General features: G+C 59.7%; 14 protein-coding genes. 3 read left to right on the top strand and 11 right to left on the bottom strand.

The window, feature by feature from the left end; translation table 11 throughout:
- Positions 1-77 precede the first annotated feature (77 nt).
- Together AACZ26_RS09640 and AACZ26_RS09635 are read left to right on the top strand one after the other, a co-directional pair.
- Positions 78-914, top strand: a complete 837-nt coding sequence (locus AACZ26_RS09640; protein WP_339621102.1) for a purine-nucleoside phosphorylase — start codon at positions 78-80, stop codon at positions 912-914.
- Complete coding sequence (locus tag AACZ26_RS09635; RefSeq protein ID WP_339621101.1) at positions 911-2,578, top strand: phospho-sugar mutase; 1,668 nt, start codon at positions 911-913, stop codon at positions 2,576-2,578. Before AACZ26_RS09640 ends, AACZ26_RS09635 begins: the two co-directional genes overlap by 4 nt.
- Here the strand turns inward: AACZ26_RS09635 and AACZ26_RS09630 are convergent.
- From AACZ26_RS09630 to AACZ26_RS09610, 5 genes are read right to left on the bottom strand one after another with little or no spacing between them, the layout of a single operon-like run.
- The gene (locus tag AACZ26_RS09630) at positions 2,575-2,847 is read right to left on the bottom strand and encodes a PTS sugar transporter subunit IIB (protein ID WP_339621099.1); all 273 of its coding nucleotides are present in this window, start codon (positions 2,845-2,847) and stop codon (positions 2,575-2,577) included. The genes AACZ26_RS09635 and AACZ26_RS09630 overlap by 4 nt on opposite strands.
- The gene (locus AACZ26_RS09625) at positions 2,844-3,293 is read right to left on the bottom strand and encodes a PTS sugar transporter subunit IIA (protein ID WP_339621098.1); all 450 of its coding nucleotides are present in this window, start codon (positions 3,291-3,293) and stop codon (positions 2,844-2,846) included. The genes AACZ26_RS09630 and AACZ26_RS09625 overlap by 4 nt, the downstream gene beginning before the upstream one ends.
- Before the next feature lie 2 nt (positions 3,294-3,295).
- A complete protein-coding gene (locus AACZ26_RS09620; RefSeq protein WP_339621097.1) occupies positions 3,296-4,417 on the bottom strand; it encodes an adenosine deaminase in 1,122 nt (373 codons plus the stop codon).
- 57 nt (positions 4,418-4,474) lie between these two features.
- The gene (locus AACZ26_RS09615) at positions 4,475-5,173 is read right to left on the bottom strand and encodes an IclR family transcriptional regulator (RefSeq protein ID WP_339621095.1); all 699 of its coding nucleotides are present in this window, start codon (positions 5,171-5,173) and stop codon (positions 4,475-4,477) included.
- Positions 5,173-6,351 (bottom strand): adenosylhomocysteinase, encoded by a 1,179-nt coding sequence (locus AACZ26_RS09610; protein WP_339621093.1) that lies wholly within the window; start codon positions 6,349-6,351, stop codon positions 5,173-5,175. The genes AACZ26_RS09615 and AACZ26_RS09610 overlap by 1 nt, the downstream gene beginning before the upstream one ends.
- A gap of 48 nt (positions 6,352-6,399) precedes the next feature.
- Between AACZ26_RS09610 and AACZ26_RS09605 the strand changes: the two genes are divergently transcribed.
- Complete coding sequence (locus AACZ26_RS09605) at positions 6,400-7,347, top strand: nucleoside hydrolase (protein ID WP_339621092.1); 948 nt, start codon at positions 6,400-6,402, stop codon at positions 7,345-7,347.
- On the opposite strand, the gene AACZ26_RS09600 is transcribed toward AACZ26_RS09605, so the two are convergent.
- The 6 genes from AACZ26_RS09600 to AACZ26_RS09575 all read right to left on the bottom strand — a co-directional run bounded on the left by AACZ26_RS09600 (position 7,344) and on the right by AACZ26_RS09575 (position 14,708).
- On the bottom strand, positions 7,344-8,834 hold the full coding sequence (locus tag AACZ26_RS09600) for an MFS transporter (RefSeq protein ID WP_339621091.1): 1,491 nt from the start codon (positions 8,832-8,834) through the stop codon (positions 7,344-7,346). The genes AACZ26_RS09605 and AACZ26_RS09600 overlap by 4 nt on opposite strands.
- A gap of 81 nt (positions 8,835-8,915) precedes the next feature.
- Positions 8,916-10,268, bottom strand: coding sequence for a thymidine phosphorylase (locus AACZ26_RS09595; protein WP_339621090.1), 1,353 nt, complete (start codon positions 10,266-10,268; stop codon positions 8,916-8,918).
- Positions 10,225-10,641: a cytidine deaminase gene (locus AACZ26_RS09590; protein WP_339621089.1), complete on the bottom strand. Its 417-nt coding sequence runs from the start codon at positions 10,639-10,641 to the stop codon at positions 10,225-10,227. The genes AACZ26_RS09595 and AACZ26_RS09590 overlap by 44 nt, the downstream gene beginning before the upstream one ends.
- 4 nt (positions 10,642-10,645) lie before the next feature.
- Positions 10,646-11,926, bottom strand: coding sequence for an ABC transporter permease (locus AACZ26_RS09585; protein WP_339621087.1), 1,281 nt, complete (start codon positions 11,924-11,926; stop codon positions 10,646-10,648).
- Entirely contained in the window at positions 11,926-13,197 is a 1,272-nt protein-coding gene (locus AACZ26_RS09580) for an ABC transporter permease (protein ID WP_339621085.1), read from the bottom strand. The genes AACZ26_RS09585 and AACZ26_RS09580 overlap by 1 nt, the downstream gene beginning before the upstream one ends.
- A complete protein-coding gene (locus AACZ26_RS09575; protein ID WP_339621082.1) occupies positions 13,194-14,708 on the bottom strand; it encodes an ABC transporter ATP-binding protein in 1,515 nt (504 codons plus the stop codon). The genes AACZ26_RS09580 and AACZ26_RS09575 overlap by 4 nt, the downstream gene beginning before the upstream one ends.
- Positions 14,709-14,792 lie beyond the last annotated feature (84 nt).

Below are 14,792 nucleotides of genomic sequence, written 5' to 3'. Positions count from 1 at the left end.
GACACGCGCACTCCTGTGCTCAGATTCGCATCGGATACCTCGGCGCGTTGACTGACTCACCGTTTAGAGTGGATTCCATGTCACAGTCGCCCATCACAAACCCCCTCGACGACCCCACCGCAGACCCGTTTGAGGTCGCGAAAGAAGCCGCTGCCGCAATCGCAGCCGCGACAGGAGTCGAGAAGCACGACATTGCCCTCACCCTCGGAAGCGGGTGGGGCAAAGCTGCCGACCTGATCGGTGAAACTACCGCGACAATTCCTGCCTCGGACATCCCCGGCTTCTCTAAGCCAGCGCTCGAGGGCCACGTCGGAACACTGCGCTCAATTCTCTTGCCGAGCGGCAAACGCGCCCTCGTCATCGGCGCCCGCACGCACTACTACGAGAACCACGGCGTTCGTCGCGTTGTGCACTCCGTTCGCACCGCTGCCGCGACAGGCGCCGCAACCATGATCCTCACCAACGGTGCCGGTGGCATCAAAGAGACGTGGAAGCCCGGTACCCCCGTGCTGATCAGCGATCACCTCAATCTCACGGCAGATTCGCCCCTCGAAGGCGCGACGTTCATCGACCTCACTGATCTCTATAGCAAGCGACTGCGCGAGATCGCCAAGTCGATCGATTCCAGTCTCGATGAAGGTGTGTACACGCAGTTCCGCGGCCCCCACTACGAAACCCCGGCCGAAGTGCAAATGGCCAAGACCATGGGCGGGCACATCGTCGGAATGTCCACGGCTCTCGAAGCGATTGCTGCGCGTCAAGCCGGCATGGAAATTTTGGGAATGTCGCTCATCACGAACCTCGCCGCCGGCATCCAGACCACTCCCCTCAGCCACGAAGAAGTAATTCAGGCAGGAAAAGATGCTGAAGTGCAGATTAGCGACCTCCTCGCGCGGATTGTGACCTCACTATGAGCGACAACGCACTCACCACCGACGACCTGATTGCCGCTGCCAACGCGTGGCTCGAGCAAGACCCTGACGCCGTTACGCACACTGAACTTGAAGCTCTGATTACGGATGCCGTCAACGGCGACGAGGCCGCAATCTCCGGCCTGCATGACCGCTTCGATTCGCGACTCGCGTTCGGCACGGCCGGGTTGCGCGGCGAGTTGGGTGCCGGCCCCAATCGCATGAATCGGGTTCTGGTCACTCAGGCGGCTGCGGGACTTGCCGCCTATTTACTCACTCATGAGCAGAGCCCGAGCATCGTGATCGGCTACGACGGTCGAGTGAATTCCGAAGTCTTCGCGCGCGACACCGCCACGATTATGGCCGGTGCGGGTGTGCGTGCCATTCTCTTGCCGCGGCTGCTGCCGACGCCCGTGTTGGCGTTCGCGGTACGTCACCTCAAGGTGAGCGCCGGCGTGATGGTCACCGCGAGCCACAATCCTGCCATCGACAATGGCTACAAGGTCTACCTGGGCGGCGACAATCAGGGCTCGCAGATTGTGTCGCCGGCGGATACCGAGATCGCGCACGCTATCGATGTGGTCGCTAAGAGCTCCATTTCTGAGTTGCCTCGTTCCACCGACTTCGTGACCACCGACGATGGTGTTGTTGACGAATACATCGCCCGCACTTCGGCTCTCGCTGGCTCTGTCACTGATGTCGTATATACCTACACGGCAATGCACGGTGTCGGGTGGGAAACCACTCAGGCTGTGTATGCGAAGGCCGGATTCCCGGCGCCCGCCCTCGTGGAGCAGCAGGCGAACCCCGACGCAGCCTTCCCCACGGTCGCATTCCCTAATCCTGAAGAACCAGGCGCTATGGATCTCAGCTTCGCGAAGGCACGCGAAGTGGGAGCCGATCTCGCTATCGCCCACGACCCTGACGCCGACCGTCTTGCTGTCGCCGTTCCGGGCCGGGATGGCGAATGGCGTCGCTTGAGCGGCAACGAAGTGGGCATGCTGCTCGGGTGGCGGGCAGCGGAACGCGCGAACGGCACCGGAGTGCTCGCGGCATCCATCGTCTCGTCTCCTGCTCTGCGCGCAATCGCCGCCGACTACGGCATGGATTACACCGACACCCTCACGGGGTTCAAGTGGATCTCTCGCATTGATGGCCTCGTCTTCGGCTACGAAGAGGCGCTGGGGTATCTCGTCGACCCCGACAAGGTTCGCGACAAAGACGGCATTTCGGCCTCGGTCGAGTTTCTGTCTCTCGCCGCCGAGCTCAAGGCGCAGGGCTCAACAATTCTTGATCGCCTTGACGAATTCACTGCACGCTTCGGAGCCTTCGCTTCGCGTCAGGTCTCACTGCGCTTCGCCCAGATCTCTGAAATTGGCGAGACAATGACTCGATTGCGGGCTGCAGCCCCCAGCAGCGTCGGGGGGCTTGCGGTGGAGTCGTTTGATGACTTCGAGAATGGTATTGACGGTTTCGCGCCGAGCAACATCATCCGTCTTCAGATTGCGGGCGGATCTCGTGTAATCGTTCGCCCTAGCGGAACCGAACCCAAGCTGAAGTTTTACGTCGATGCGTCGAGCACAGAAGGTGACGGTGCCGATCGACAGGCCGCCGCAGAATCGGTAGCAAGCGCGCTAGAGGCGGGAATGCGGGAGCTTCTCGTTTAGCCGAGCGCATCCTCGAGTTTTTGCGCCAACTCTGAGGTATCGAAAAGGTTGACGATCACGATGACGTCAGCGTTGGTTTTGCCGATTGCTTCGACAAACTCTTGGCTCGTGAGAATGATCTGCGCATCTGCAGCGACGGTGCGCACTGTGCTGACGTCGGCGGCGACAACGGTCGCCTCGAGATCAAGGGCCCGCAATGCCCGCTCGGCGTTGACTTTGAGAACACCAGAACTGCCGATACCAGCACCACAGATGGTCACAATTTTCATTCCGGACTCACTCCCATAATGCGTTGGATTTCAGCGGCAGTCGTCGCGGCAGCCAACTGGTCGATTGCCGAAGAGTCGTTGAAAATATTCGCGACAGCCGCAACGGCAGCCAAGTGTGCGCCGGCTTCTGAAATCGCGAGACCGAGCACTACCCGAACGGGATCATTGTGCGCGTGGCCGAACCGCACGGGTTCTTTGAGAGTGACGATCGACAGGCCATTGGTGATCACTTGCGGACCGGGGCGAGCGTGAGCCAGTGCGAGACCCGGCGCGATCACGACATACGGGCCGTGATCTTCAATCATGCGAATCATTTCGTCGGCATAGCCGGGGCGAGCCGAACCAGAGCGGGCGAGGGCTTCACCCGACAGCGCCACTGCGGCGCGCCAATCTTTGGCGACGGCGCCGATTTCAATCGCTGACTCGGGCAGCGGAGGAAGTGACATAGTTACGCTCTCTCAAAACCGACGCTGATGGCCTCGGACAGCTCTTCGCGTTCTTCAATAGGCAAGAATGCTGCCGCAGCGGCGTTAATCTGGAAAACCTCAAGGTCCGTGAGGTCATAGCCGAAGGCTTCAGTGAGCAACGCGAGCTCGCGGCTGAGAGTTGTTGCACTCATGAGGCGGTTGTCGGTGTTGACCGTCACCCGGAATCCGAGCTGGTAGAGCAAGTCGAATGGATGATCGATCATTTCGTCGCCCCACTGCTCAATCGCCCCCGTCTGCAGGTTCGACGACGGGCTCAGTTCAAGGGCGATCTCGCGATCCTTCACCCACTGGGCCAGATCACCGAGCGTGACATACGTGTTTTCGTCGTCTTCGTTGGCGATCGTGATGTCTTCTGCCAACCGCACACCGTGACCAAGGCGAAGCGCCCTGCCATCAAAGAGCGCGCTTCGGATGCTGTCGAGACCATCCGCTTCGCCCGCGTGCACAGTGGCGGGCAGGTAGTTGTGGGCGAGCAAATCAAAAGCGCCGCGCAGGCGACTAGGCGGGAAACCTGCTTCCGGTCCCGCAATATCGAAGCCGATAACACCGCGATCGCGGTGGCGGAGGGCCAGTTCAGCGATGTCGGTGCCGCGTTCAGTGTGGCGCAAAGAACTAAGAAGCTGACCAACTCGGATGCTGCGCCCGCTTGAGCGCACGGCATCCACTCCCTCTTCGAGTCCCTGCTGAACCGCAGCGACAACCTGATCGAGATCGAGGCCCTGCTGCAGGTGCTGTTCGGGTGCCCAACGGATTTCGCCATAGATGACTCCATCGGCCGCGAGGTCGTGAACGAATTCGCTCGCCACCCGCTTGAGACCATCAACGGTTTGCATGACGGCAATCGTGACATCGAACGTCTTGAGGTAGTCGACAAGCGAGCCCGAGTCGGACTGGTCCGCGAACCACGACGTCAGTTTCGCGACGTCGTTTTCGGGAAGTTGATACCCGATCTCGTCGGCCAACTCAATAATTGTCTGAGGGCGAAGTCCACCATCAAGGTGATCATGCAAGGAGATCTTGGGTAGCGCGGTGATGCTTGCGCCGCCTCCGGGCATTACGAGATTCTCAACAGCGGCGTTCATGCCTACAAATCTACCGTGCCAATCGCTGAAAGCGCCCTGAGGTTCTGCTGCATGACGTTACGTTCCTGTGACAGCTTCCTCGTTCAGAAGTAGAGAGATTTCTTTTGCCGCAGCGGTAGCCAAAAGCCGCACACTCTCCGGGTCAACTTCGCTGAACGTTGTGGCGACATATGGCACCGTCAGAGCCGCGACGACAATGTCGTTCGCACCGAATACTGGTGCCACGACATCCGTAATTCCCGGCTGCAACGTGTCTGCGTGCATTGACGCTTCTGGCGATTGCGCGGCGGGTGACGAAAGTACGCCGCCGGTAGCAGTGGTTGCGATGTCGAAGCCTGCTCCCACTCGCACCCGAAAACCGAAGTCGGCAGGCGACTCCACTTGGGCGATGACCCGCACTTCTGTGCCGTCAAGTACGGCAAGGTTGCACGATTGTCGCGCCGCCTCCGCGAGATTCTGCATGATCGGGAGAGCGACACTGACGAGCCCACGCAATGGCGGATGATGATGCGCAAGCTCAAAGAGTTTCATCGCGAGAACATAGAGCCCCGATTGTCTGTCGCGAAAAATGTAGCCCCGCCGCTCAAGCGTGGAGAGCACTCGAAAGATCTGGCCGGTGCTGCGCCCGGTTGCTTCTGCTATCTCCGATTGACTGAGTGAACCGGAGGTCTCCGCGAGCAATTCGAGAATGTCGAGCCCCTTGTCGAGCGCGGGTGCGGAATAGCCCGGCGCTGCGCTATCAGGAGCCTTCGACATTAGCGATCAGCTTTCATCGTGGCGAGCATCCGCCGTGCAATTTCGCGGTTGATCGCGTCAGGCACGGGCTGCGCACCAGCGACAAGGGTGTCGGCTGCGGTGGCAACGCGCTCAAGGGAGAGCGCTTGCAACAAGAATCCGAGGTCCATCGACTCAATCGAGTTGCCCTTGGGTTCACGGCCAGCGAGATTCATCATGCGGCCATCGGCGAGAAGAGTGACATGGCGCTCGCCCGGAAGATCAAGTCGCTCGATTGCGGTGTCAATTTCTGTGCTACCCGTAGCGAGCTCGCGCAGTGCTGGAACGTCAATTTCCCACGGGAAGTGGCCACAGTTCACGAGCATCGCGCCATCAGCTACGCGCTCAAAGAATTCCGTGCCCAAGACCTGTGGATGCCCGGTGGCGGTGATGAACACCTCGCCCCACTCGGCAAGGTCGAGCACATCAGCCACACGGTAGCCATCGAGTGCCGCTTCGAAGGCCTTGATTTCGTCAACTTCGACGACCGCGACTTTGCCGCCGAGTGCCCGGAGATAGTGAGCGACTCCACGGCCGCACCAGCCGTATCCGGCAACAACGAAGCGACGCCCAGGAATCATCAAGTTAGTGATGCGCATAAAGCTCTCGACCACTGATTGGCCAACCGCATGCTTGTTTTCCCCGATTGCCTTGAGTGGGCTGTCGTTGATCACAATCACCGGATAGGGCACCTGATCAGCAAGTTCGTCACGCAATCGGTAACCTCCGGAGGTGGTTTCTTCTGTGCCACCTACAATCTGGGCACCGCGCCCGGCCGCCACAATTCCCGCAACGAGGTCTGCCCCGTTGTCGAGGAGAATGTCTGGCTCGGCCGCCACGACACTCGCGACGTTCGCACGGTGTTGCTCAAGAGTGTCATCGCGCGCGCCGAAGATAGTCATCCCCTGGTCGCGCAAGAAAGCTACGACGTCATCTTGGGTTGAGCCATGGTTTCCCGTCGCGACGATTTCCGCTCCGCCTGCCGCAAGAGTTTCGAGCAGCACGGCAGTCTTGGGTTCGAGATGCAAGGACATGCCGATGCGGTGACCAGCGAACGGCCTGCTGATGGCGAACTGCTCGCGCACTTCAGCGAGCAGGGCCATGCGGGATCGAACCCACGTCAAGCGGGCGGCGGCGCGGGCGATCAATTCGTCGGTCATGACGCCACTCTACATATATGAAGACAGTTTTCATATATGCTCTCCGGTATGGCTGAAAAAATCATTCTCGACTGCGACCCTGGGCACGATGACGCGATTGCGATGTTGCTCGCCCACGGCAACCCCGACATTGACCTGCTTGGCGTCACCACGGTCATGGGCAACCAAACCATCGAGAAAGTCACCCGCAACGCTCTGGCCATCGCTCGCGTCGCCGGCATCACCGATGTGCCTTTTGCCCGCGGCGCCCACCGCCCGCTCGTTCGCCAGATCGAAGTCGCCGAGTCCATTCACGGCGAATCAGGGCTCGATGGGCCTGTTCTCCCCGAACCAACTATCGAACTGGATGCCCGGCACGCGGTCGATTTCATCATCGACACCGTCATGAGTCACGAACCCGGCACCGTAACGCTCGTGCCTACCGGCGCCCTCACCAACATTGCTCTTGCCGTGCGCAAAGAACCCCGCATTGCCGAGCGCGTCAAACAGGTGGTTCTCATGGGTGGCGGCGTCAACGTCGGTAACTGGAGTGCAACCAGCGAATTCAATATCGTCATCGACCCCGAGGCTGCGCACATCGTCTTCAACGAGCGCTGGCCGCTCACGATGGTGGGCCTCGACCTCACTCATGAAGCACTCGCGACAGACACAGTTGCCGCATCCATCGCCGCCGTCGGCACCGGCCCTGCCCGCTTCGTTGGCGAGTTGCTCGAGTTCTTCGGCGAAACTTACCGCGATGCGCAAGGATTCGACCACCCGCCCGTTCACGACCCGTGCGCAGTCGCCTTCGTTATCGACCCGACCGTGATGCAGGTCGTCACGGTGCCACTGGATGTCGAACTCGCTGGCACCCTCACGCTCGGTATGACGGTGGCTGATTTCCGCGCGCCGGCTCCCGCCGATTGCACCACTCAGGTAGCCCGCAACCTCGACCACGCCAAGTTCTGGGGGCTCGTTGTCGATGCCCTAGAGCGCATCGGCGATCCGCAACTTTAGGCCTGAGCGGCCTGCCGCGCGCGACGCTTTCGCGCGCCCAGGTCAACGACGCCGATGAACATCGCGACGGCGAAGAACAGGGTGGCCGAGAGCATCCCGACGCCGTAAGCGTGGTGGTAGAGCTCGACCGTTCCTTGGCCGCTGTTTCTCTCGTTGTAGAGCGTGGAGTAGAACAGGGAAAGCGCTACGGCGGTGCCGATTGCGGTGCCGATGCGCTGGCCAAGCTGACCCACGGATCCAGCAAGCCCACCCTCAACGGGAGGGATGTCATGAAGCGTGAGGGTTTGGTTGGGCGAGATCACCAGCCCGCCGCCGGTACCACCGATAAGGAAGGCTGCGGCCATCACGAACGGCGTAATCGATGGCGGGGTAAGAATGGCGGCGGCCATGAGGAGGCCGAGCCCGACGAGCAAGATTGCTAGGCCGACGACGACGAGCGAGCGACCGTACCGCTCGACCAGGAGACCACCCCGCCAGGATGAGAATGCGCTCGTGAGGGCGAAACCGATTGTCACCATTCCGGCAAATACGGGCTCGAGACCGAGACCGAGCTGCAAGTAGAGAGTCGTCAGCAGGAACATCGCGGGCATGGCGGCAAAGTAGACGGTGGCGAGCAGAGTTCCATTGCGGAATGAGCCCACGCGAAAGAGCTTCAGCGGAACGAGAGGTGCGCGGCCTCCAGCCGCGTAGCGACGCTCCCACGCGACAAATGCTGCAGCGGCGAGCACAAAGACCACGAGTAACCACCAGCGGTTGGGATCATCCGTCGGCGCTCCCGTCGTGAACAGGAAGGGCCACATGAGTGCCAACACTGTGACGCCAAAGATGGCAATACCGATCGGGTCGAGATCGAGGCGGCCGTAGCCTGACTTCGACGTCGCAGGGAGAATGCGCCACGCGAGTACAAGCGCGATGATGCCGAGCGGTACGTTCATCCAGAAGATGTAGCGCCAGCCATCCTGGGAGCCACCGAGAGCAATCATGAGGCCACCGAGAGTGGGACCGAATGCGGTCGCGATACCGATCATCGCGCCGAACAAACCAAAGGCACGACCACGCTCTGGACCGCGGAACAACTGCTGAATAAGACCAATAACCTGAGGCATCTGGATGCCCGCCGCAACGCCCTGCAGAAGGCGCGCTGCCAGCAGCAGCTCGGCCGTCGGCGCAACCGCGCAGGCAACACTGGCTAGCGTAAAGAGTGTCAGACCGATCAGGAACAGCGTCTTGCGCGACCGCTGGTCCCCCAGTCGGCCAGCGGGAACCAAGATCAGCCCGAACGTCAATACGTAGCCAGAAACGATCAACTGCAGCTGAGTGGAGCTTGCTCCCAGAGCATTCTCGATCGACGGCAATGCGACATTGACCTTCGACAGGTCGAGAATCGTAATTGCTGCAACGACAACGCACACCCAAAAGGCACGCCACTTGTTCTTATCGTCTAGGGCCTCGGCAGCACCCGCGGTGGACTCATCCGCTGTAGTCATTTGTCCAACTTTACGTCAGCAAATGAGAGTCCTCGTTCAGCCTGTGCGGGGCGTGACCCCTGCGCAGGCTCCATGCTCGTGCTAGTCGATGCGTCCGGCGATCAGCGGACCACCATCGTGCACAGCATCTCCCTCATCACCGATGCGGTAAGCACCCTCAAGCGATTCAAGCGCGCGCTCAAAACGAGCAGGCTCGTCAGCGTGCATCGTAAAGAGTGGCTCGCCCTTGCGCACCGTATCGCCCGGCTTCGCATGAAGATCGATGCCTGCCGCGTGCTGAACAGGGTCCTGCTTGCGCGCTCGACCAGCGCCTAAACGCCACGCAGCGACACCGAAGGGTAGCGCTTCTTGTTCAACGAGAACACCATCGCGGTCCGCGACAACAACGTGGCTTTCCTTGGGCTGCGGAAGGGCCGCATCCGGGTCTCCACCCTGGGCGCTGATCATGCCGCGCCAGGCATCCATTGCCTGCCCGTTGTCGAGAGCAGCCTCAACATCGGCGTTTTCGTGACCAACTTGCGCGAGCATTTCCCGAGCAAGCGCGATCGTGAGTTCACGAACGTCGGCGGGGCCACCTCCCGCGAGCACCTCGACCGATTCGCGTACTTCGTTGGCGTTTCCGATAGCGAGGCCAAGAGGCACGTTCATATTAGTGAGAAGAGCGACCGTCTTGACGCCGGCGTCCTTACCCAATCGCACCATAGTTTCCGCAAGCTCACGACTGCGCGCAGCATCCTTCATAAAGGCGCCAGAACCGAATTTGACGTCGAGCACGAGAGCCGAAGTGCCTTCTGCGATCTTCTTACTCATGATCGAGGATGCGATGAGCGGGATTGCTTCAACGGTTCCGGTGATGTCGCGAAGGGCATACAGTTTCTTGTCTGCCGGAGCGAGGCCCGAGCCTGCGGCGCAAATAACTCCGCCAACGCCACGCAACTGCGCGTAGAACTCTTCGTTTGTGAGGTCAGCACGCCAGCCAGGAATGCTCTCCAGCTTGTCGAGCGTTCCCCCGGTGTGGCCGAGGCCACGGCCAGAAAGCTGCGGCACAGCAACACCGAATGACGCCACGAGAGGAGCGAGGGGCAGAGTGATCTTGTCACCAACACCGCCCGTGGAGTGCTTGTCGGTTGTCGGCTTGCCGAGACCCTCAAAGCTCAGCGTCTCACCGCTGGCGATCATCGCGAGTGTGAGGTCGCGAATCTCTTCGCGCTCCATACCGTTGATGAAGATGGCCATTGTCATGGCAGCCATCTGCTCGTCGCCAACATAGCCGCGAGTGTAGGCATCCACGAGCCAGTTGATCTGGTCCGTCGTGAGCGTACCTTTGTCACGCTTGGTGTGGATAAGGTCAACGACGTCGAAACGTTCAACCTGCGTAGCGTCTTGGCTGTTATTCACCGTGGTACTCCTCAAGCGTGCGTGGCCCGAAAGCATCGGGAATTACTTCGTCAATCGTTTTGATGCCCGACACAGTCTCGAGCAACATTCCTTCAGCAGAGTGCTCGAAGAGCAACTGACGGCAGCGGCCGCAGGGCATCAGGGCGTTGCCCTTGCCATCGACACACGTGAAAGCAACGAGCTTTCCGCCGCCCGTCATATGCAACGACGACACCAAAGCGCACTCGGCGCACAGAGTGAGCCCATACGACGCATTCTCCACATTTGCCCCCGAAATTACCCGGCCGTCGTCGACAATTGCTGCGACACCAACCGGGAACTTCGAATAGGGAACATAGGCGTGAGTGAGGGCCTCTGTGGCGACGAGCCTGAGCGCATCCCAGTCAATTGATTGCGACTCAATCGTCATAGCGCTACCCCTTTATATATGGTGTTCCGGATGCTGCTGGCGGCCGAGATTTTCCGACCAAACCAGCAACGGCAATGATCGTCACGACGTAGGGCAGCATGAGCATGAACTCGCTCGGCACCGATGATCCGACGACGCTCAAGGCGTTCTGCAAGTTGCTGGCGAACCCGAACAGCAGCGCAGCAAGTGTTGCCTTGATGGGATCCCAGCGACCGAAGATCACCGCGGCGAGGGCGATAAAGCCTGCGCCTGCCGTGACATCTTTGCCGAACTGTCCCGTCTGGCTCAGCGTGATAAACGCACCACCGAGACCCGCGATCGCTCCGGCAAGAGCAACGTTCCAGAATCGCGTGCGCGTCACGTTGATTCCCACCGTGTCTGCCGCCTTGGGGTGCTCGCCTACTGCACGCAGGCGAAGGCCCCAGCGGGTGCGGTACATCGCGAACGCGACAGCCGCAACGATGATGTACAGCAAGTACACGATGAGCGTCTGTTCGAAAAAGACCGGCCCGATGATCGGGATGCCGCTCAAAATCGGGATCGGCAGCGTTGAGAACCCTTCCGGATTATTCAACTGCTCGGGGCTTTCGGTGAGCCACTGTGAGTACAGGAAGCCGGTGAGTCCCGAAACCAGAACGTTGATGACAACACCCACGATGATCTGGTTGACGAGGTACTTGATCGCGAATACCGAAAGGAGGAATGAGACGAGCATGCCAGCAATAGCCGCAGCAAAGAGTCCAGCGAACGGCGAGCCTGTAATGGTTCCCACGACAGCGGAGACGAAGGCACCAGCCAAGAGCTGGGCTTCGATCGCAATGTTGACCACACCGACACGCTCAGAGATGACGCCACCGAGAGCACCGAACACGAGAGGAACCGCGAGCACGAGCGAGCCCGCGAACAGCTCGGGAACACGGAGTGTTTCGTCAGCAGCAGCCCAGGTGAGGAAGCCTGTGAGCGCGAAGACCGCACCGGCGATGGGGATCCACCGGGGAACAGCGCGGTTCTGAGAGATCATGAACGCGGATCCAACCGCAATTAGTGCCGTCAGAATCGTAACGATGACACCCGTCGCAAGCGCCGGCAAATGCACCACAGGCAATTGGATGAGATCGCTACCGGTCGAGAGGTCGAACCCGGTCGGGGCATCCTCAGCGAAACCGATGAAGAGCACGCCAGAAATCAGCGAAACAAAAGCGAAAGCGATGGGCAGCTTCCAACTACGACGATCGATCGTCGATGCCGAGACGGCACTTTTTTCAGTGTTTTTTGTGAAAGTCATTAGCTGAGCACCTTCTTTGCGCGAGCGCCGGGCTGCGGCAATCGGAACACAGCGCGCACGAGCGGCGGAGCTGCGATAAACAGAACGATGAGTGACTGAACAACGAGAACAATGTCAATCGGGATGCTTTGCGAAGCCTGCATCGTGAACCCACCAGCTTTGAAGGCACCGAAGAGAATTCCGGCGGCGAAAGTGCCCCACGGTGTAGAGCGGCCCAAGAGTGCGACGGTGATGGCGTCGAATCCGATGCCGGCATCCACCCCAGAAGTGAAACCGCTGGTTGTTGTTCCGAGCACCTCAGTGCTCGCAGCGAGACCCGCATAACCGCCGGCGATCAACATGACGTAAACGTAGAGACGTTCAACTTTGATACCAGCGACGCGAGCTGCGTGCGGGTTGAGCCCGACAGCGCGGAATTTGAAACCGAGGCTCGAGCGGTCAATGAGCCACCAAGCCAAGACGGTCGCAGCCACGACGACAACGAATCCCCAGTGGAGCTTGAAGCCGTCGCCAAAAATCGGCGGCAATACTGCTGTGTCGGCCGCTGGCGGAGTCTTCGGGTTGTTGGAGCCAGGGTTCTTGAGCAGATCCGTGCGCAGCAGGAAGCTGATCAGGTAGTAAGCAACGTAGTTGAGCATGATCGTCACGATCACTTCGTGGGCACCTGTGCGAGCCTTCAAAAGACCCGCGATAGCGCCCCAGAGAGCACCACCGATGATTCCCATGATCACGGCAACCACAACGTGGATGACGATGGGCAAGTCCCACGCAAAACTGGCATAACCAGCGAAAGCGGCACCCACGATGATCTGACCACGGCCACCGATGTTGAACAGTCCAACACGGAACGCGATAGCGACTCCAAGACCTGCTGCGATCAGCGGCGTTGCAAAGACGAGCGTCTGGGTCAGCGGCTTGATCCCGGAAAGGAAGTCATCACGACGGAAGTCGTAAATCGAACCCTGGAAGAGCGCAAGATAGGCACCACCGACAGCGCTGCCAATGGCGGCAAAAAGGTCGCCTGGACGCGCGAAGAAGTATCCAGCCGCTTCTTGAACTCCCGGATCAGTGAAGGCAATGAGAACGCCACCGATCAGGATGGCGAGCACGACTGCAAGAACGGAAAGCAGGGCGTTACCCGAGGTAATTTCTCGGAATGCATTCGTCCAACGCGCGCTGTCTGGATTAGTTTGAGAGCTCTCGGCGTCGTTCACAGTGACGACATCCTCCGGTTTCTGCTCTTCAGGTTTTTGGGGCGTTGGCTCGCTCATGCTGCCTCCTCCGTAATGCGTTCGCCAGCCATCATGAGGCCGAGTTTTTCGCGGGGGGTATCCGCAGGCACAATTCCAACAATTTGCCCCTTGTACATGACCGCGATGCGGTCGGCCAAGGATACGACTTCGTCGAGCTCAGTGGAGACGACAATGACGGGTACTCCACGATCGCGCACACCAACAATTTGCTCGTGCACGAACTCGATCGAACCGACGTCGAGCCCACGGGTCGGCTGCGAGACGACAAGCAACGACAGTTCGCGGCTCATTTCGCGTGCCAGCACAACTTTCTGCTGGTTACCACCCGAGAGCTTCGAGACGTGCTCATGGATGCTCTGCGAACGAATGTCATAAGACTTGAGCTTCTCGGTCGCGAACTCATTGAGCGCATCAGTCTGCAGCGTACCGAGCTTCACGAACGGTTCTCCGTCGCTGCGGTCGAGCATCAGGTTTTCAGCGACGCTAAAGCCACCAACAAGACCATCAACCGTGCGGTCTTCTGGTACGTAGCCGACGCCGTTGTCGAGAATCTGACGAGCATTGAGCCCGAGCAGTTCGGTACCGTTGAGTGAAATTGATCCCGACGCGCGCTCCCGCAGTCCGAGCAGTGCTTCTGCCAGCTCCGTCTGCCCGTTGCCCTGCACGCCTGCGATCGCGAGAATCTCACCACCACGAATCGTGACGCTGAGGTCTTGCACGGCACGGTGGCCGAGTTCATCGGCAATCGTGAGGTTCTCGATAACAAGCGTGTTGTCAGTCAGTTGCGCCGGCGCTTTGTCGATTGTCAAGTCAACCGCACGGCCAACCATGAGCGATGCGAGTTCTTCTTTGCCTGCAGTGGGGTCGGCTTCAGCGACGACCTTTCCTAGGCGGATTACAGTGATGCGGTCCGCGACTTCGCGAACCTCACGCAACTTGTGCGTGATGAAGACAATAGATGTTCCCTCGCCCTTGAGCTGACGCATGATGGCCATGAACTCATCAGTTTCTTGAGGGGTGAGCACAGCGGTGGGCTCGTCGAACACGAGCACCTTCGCTTCTCGAGAGAGTGCCTTGACGATCTCTACTCGCTGCTGCACTCCGACGGGGAGGTCTTCGACAAGAGCATCGGGGTCGATGTCGAAGCCGAATCGCGCGGAAATGTCACGCACGAGGGTGCGGGCGGCATCCAAGTTGAGGAGACCAGGACCGTACACCTGCTCGTGGCCCAGCGCCACGTTCTCAGCGACGGTGAAGACGGGAATCAGCATGAAGTGCTGATGGACCATGCCAATTCCGGAGCGCATAGCGTCTCCGGGGCCAGCGAAGTGGCGCACTTCGTCATCGATGAGGATCTCGCCCTCTTCAGCCTGATACAGGCCGTAGAGCACATTCATCAACGTTGACTTGCCCGCGCCATTCTCACCAAGGAGGCAATGAATTTCGCCCTCTTCGATCGTGAGATCAATATGATCATTCGCGATTAGGTCACCAAAGCGCTTGGTTATACCTCGCAGCTCAAGCTTCACAATCTCTCCTCATTGCTGTGATGGCGTCCTCGCCATCGTGGGGTTCACAAGAATAGCCTCAGAAGACTAATTCAAGACGAAGGG

It is taken from the genome of uncultured Salinibacterium sp., from assembly GCF_963974405.1.
In the GTDB taxonomy this organism is placed as follows: Bacteria; Actinomycetota; Actinomycetes; order Actinomycetales; family Microbacteriaceae; genus Rhodoglobus.
Note: the sequence above shows the minus strand (reverse complement) of the source record. Positions and strands in the feature narration are given on the sequence as shown.

Coding starts and splice junctions, on each gene's coding strand:
- AACZ26_RS09600 (WP_339621091.1), bottom strand. CDS start 8,834: ATGACTACAGCGGATGAGTCCACCGCGGGTGCTGCCGAGGCCCTAGAC.
- AACZ26_RS09610 (WP_339621093.1), bottom strand. CDS start 6,351: ATGACCGACGAATTGATCGCCCGCGCCGCCGCCCGCTTGACGTGGGTT.
- AACZ26_RS09595 (WP_339621090.1), bottom strand. CDS start 10,268: ATGCTTTCGGGCCACGCACGCTTGAGGAGTACCACGGTGAATAACAGC.
- AACZ26_RS09585 (WP_339621087.1), bottom strand. CDS start 11,926: ATGACTTTCACAAAAAACACTGAAAAAAGTGCCGTCTCGGCATCGACG.
- AACZ26_RS09635 (WP_339621101.1), top strand. CDS start 911: ATGAGCGACAACGCACTCACCACCGACGACCTGATTGCCGCTGCCAAC.
- AACZ26_RS09625 (WP_339621098.1), bottom strand. CDS start 3,293: ATGTCACTTCCTCCGCTGCCCGAGTCAGCGATTGAAATCGGCGCCGTC.
- AACZ26_RS09620 (WP_339621097.1), bottom strand. CDS start 4,417: ATGAACGCCGCTGTTGAGAATCTCGTAATGCCCGGAGGCGGCGCAAGC.
- AACZ26_RS09605 (WP_339621092.1), top strand. CDS start 6,400: ATGGCTGAAAAAATCATTCTCGACTGCGACCCTGGGCACGATGACGCG.
- AACZ26_RS09590 (WP_339621089.1), bottom strand. CDS start 10,641: ATGACGATTGAGTCGCAATCAATTGACTGGGATGCGCTCAGGCTCGTC.
- AACZ26_RS09615 (WP_339621095.1), bottom strand. CDS start 5,173: ATGTCGAAGGCTCCTGATAGCGCAGCGCCGGGCTATTCCGCACCCGCG.
- AACZ26_RS09580 (WP_339621085.1), bottom strand. CDS start 13,197: ATGAGCGAGCCAACGCCCCAAAAACCTGAAGAGCAGAAACCGGAGGAT.
- AACZ26_RS09640 (WP_339621102.1), top strand. CDS start 78: ATGTCACAGTCGCCCATCACAAACCCCCTCGACGACCCCACCGCAGAC.
- AACZ26_RS09630 (WP_339621099.1), bottom strand. CDS start 2,847: ATGAAAATTGTGACCATCTGTGGTGCTGGTATCGGCAGTTCTGGTGTT.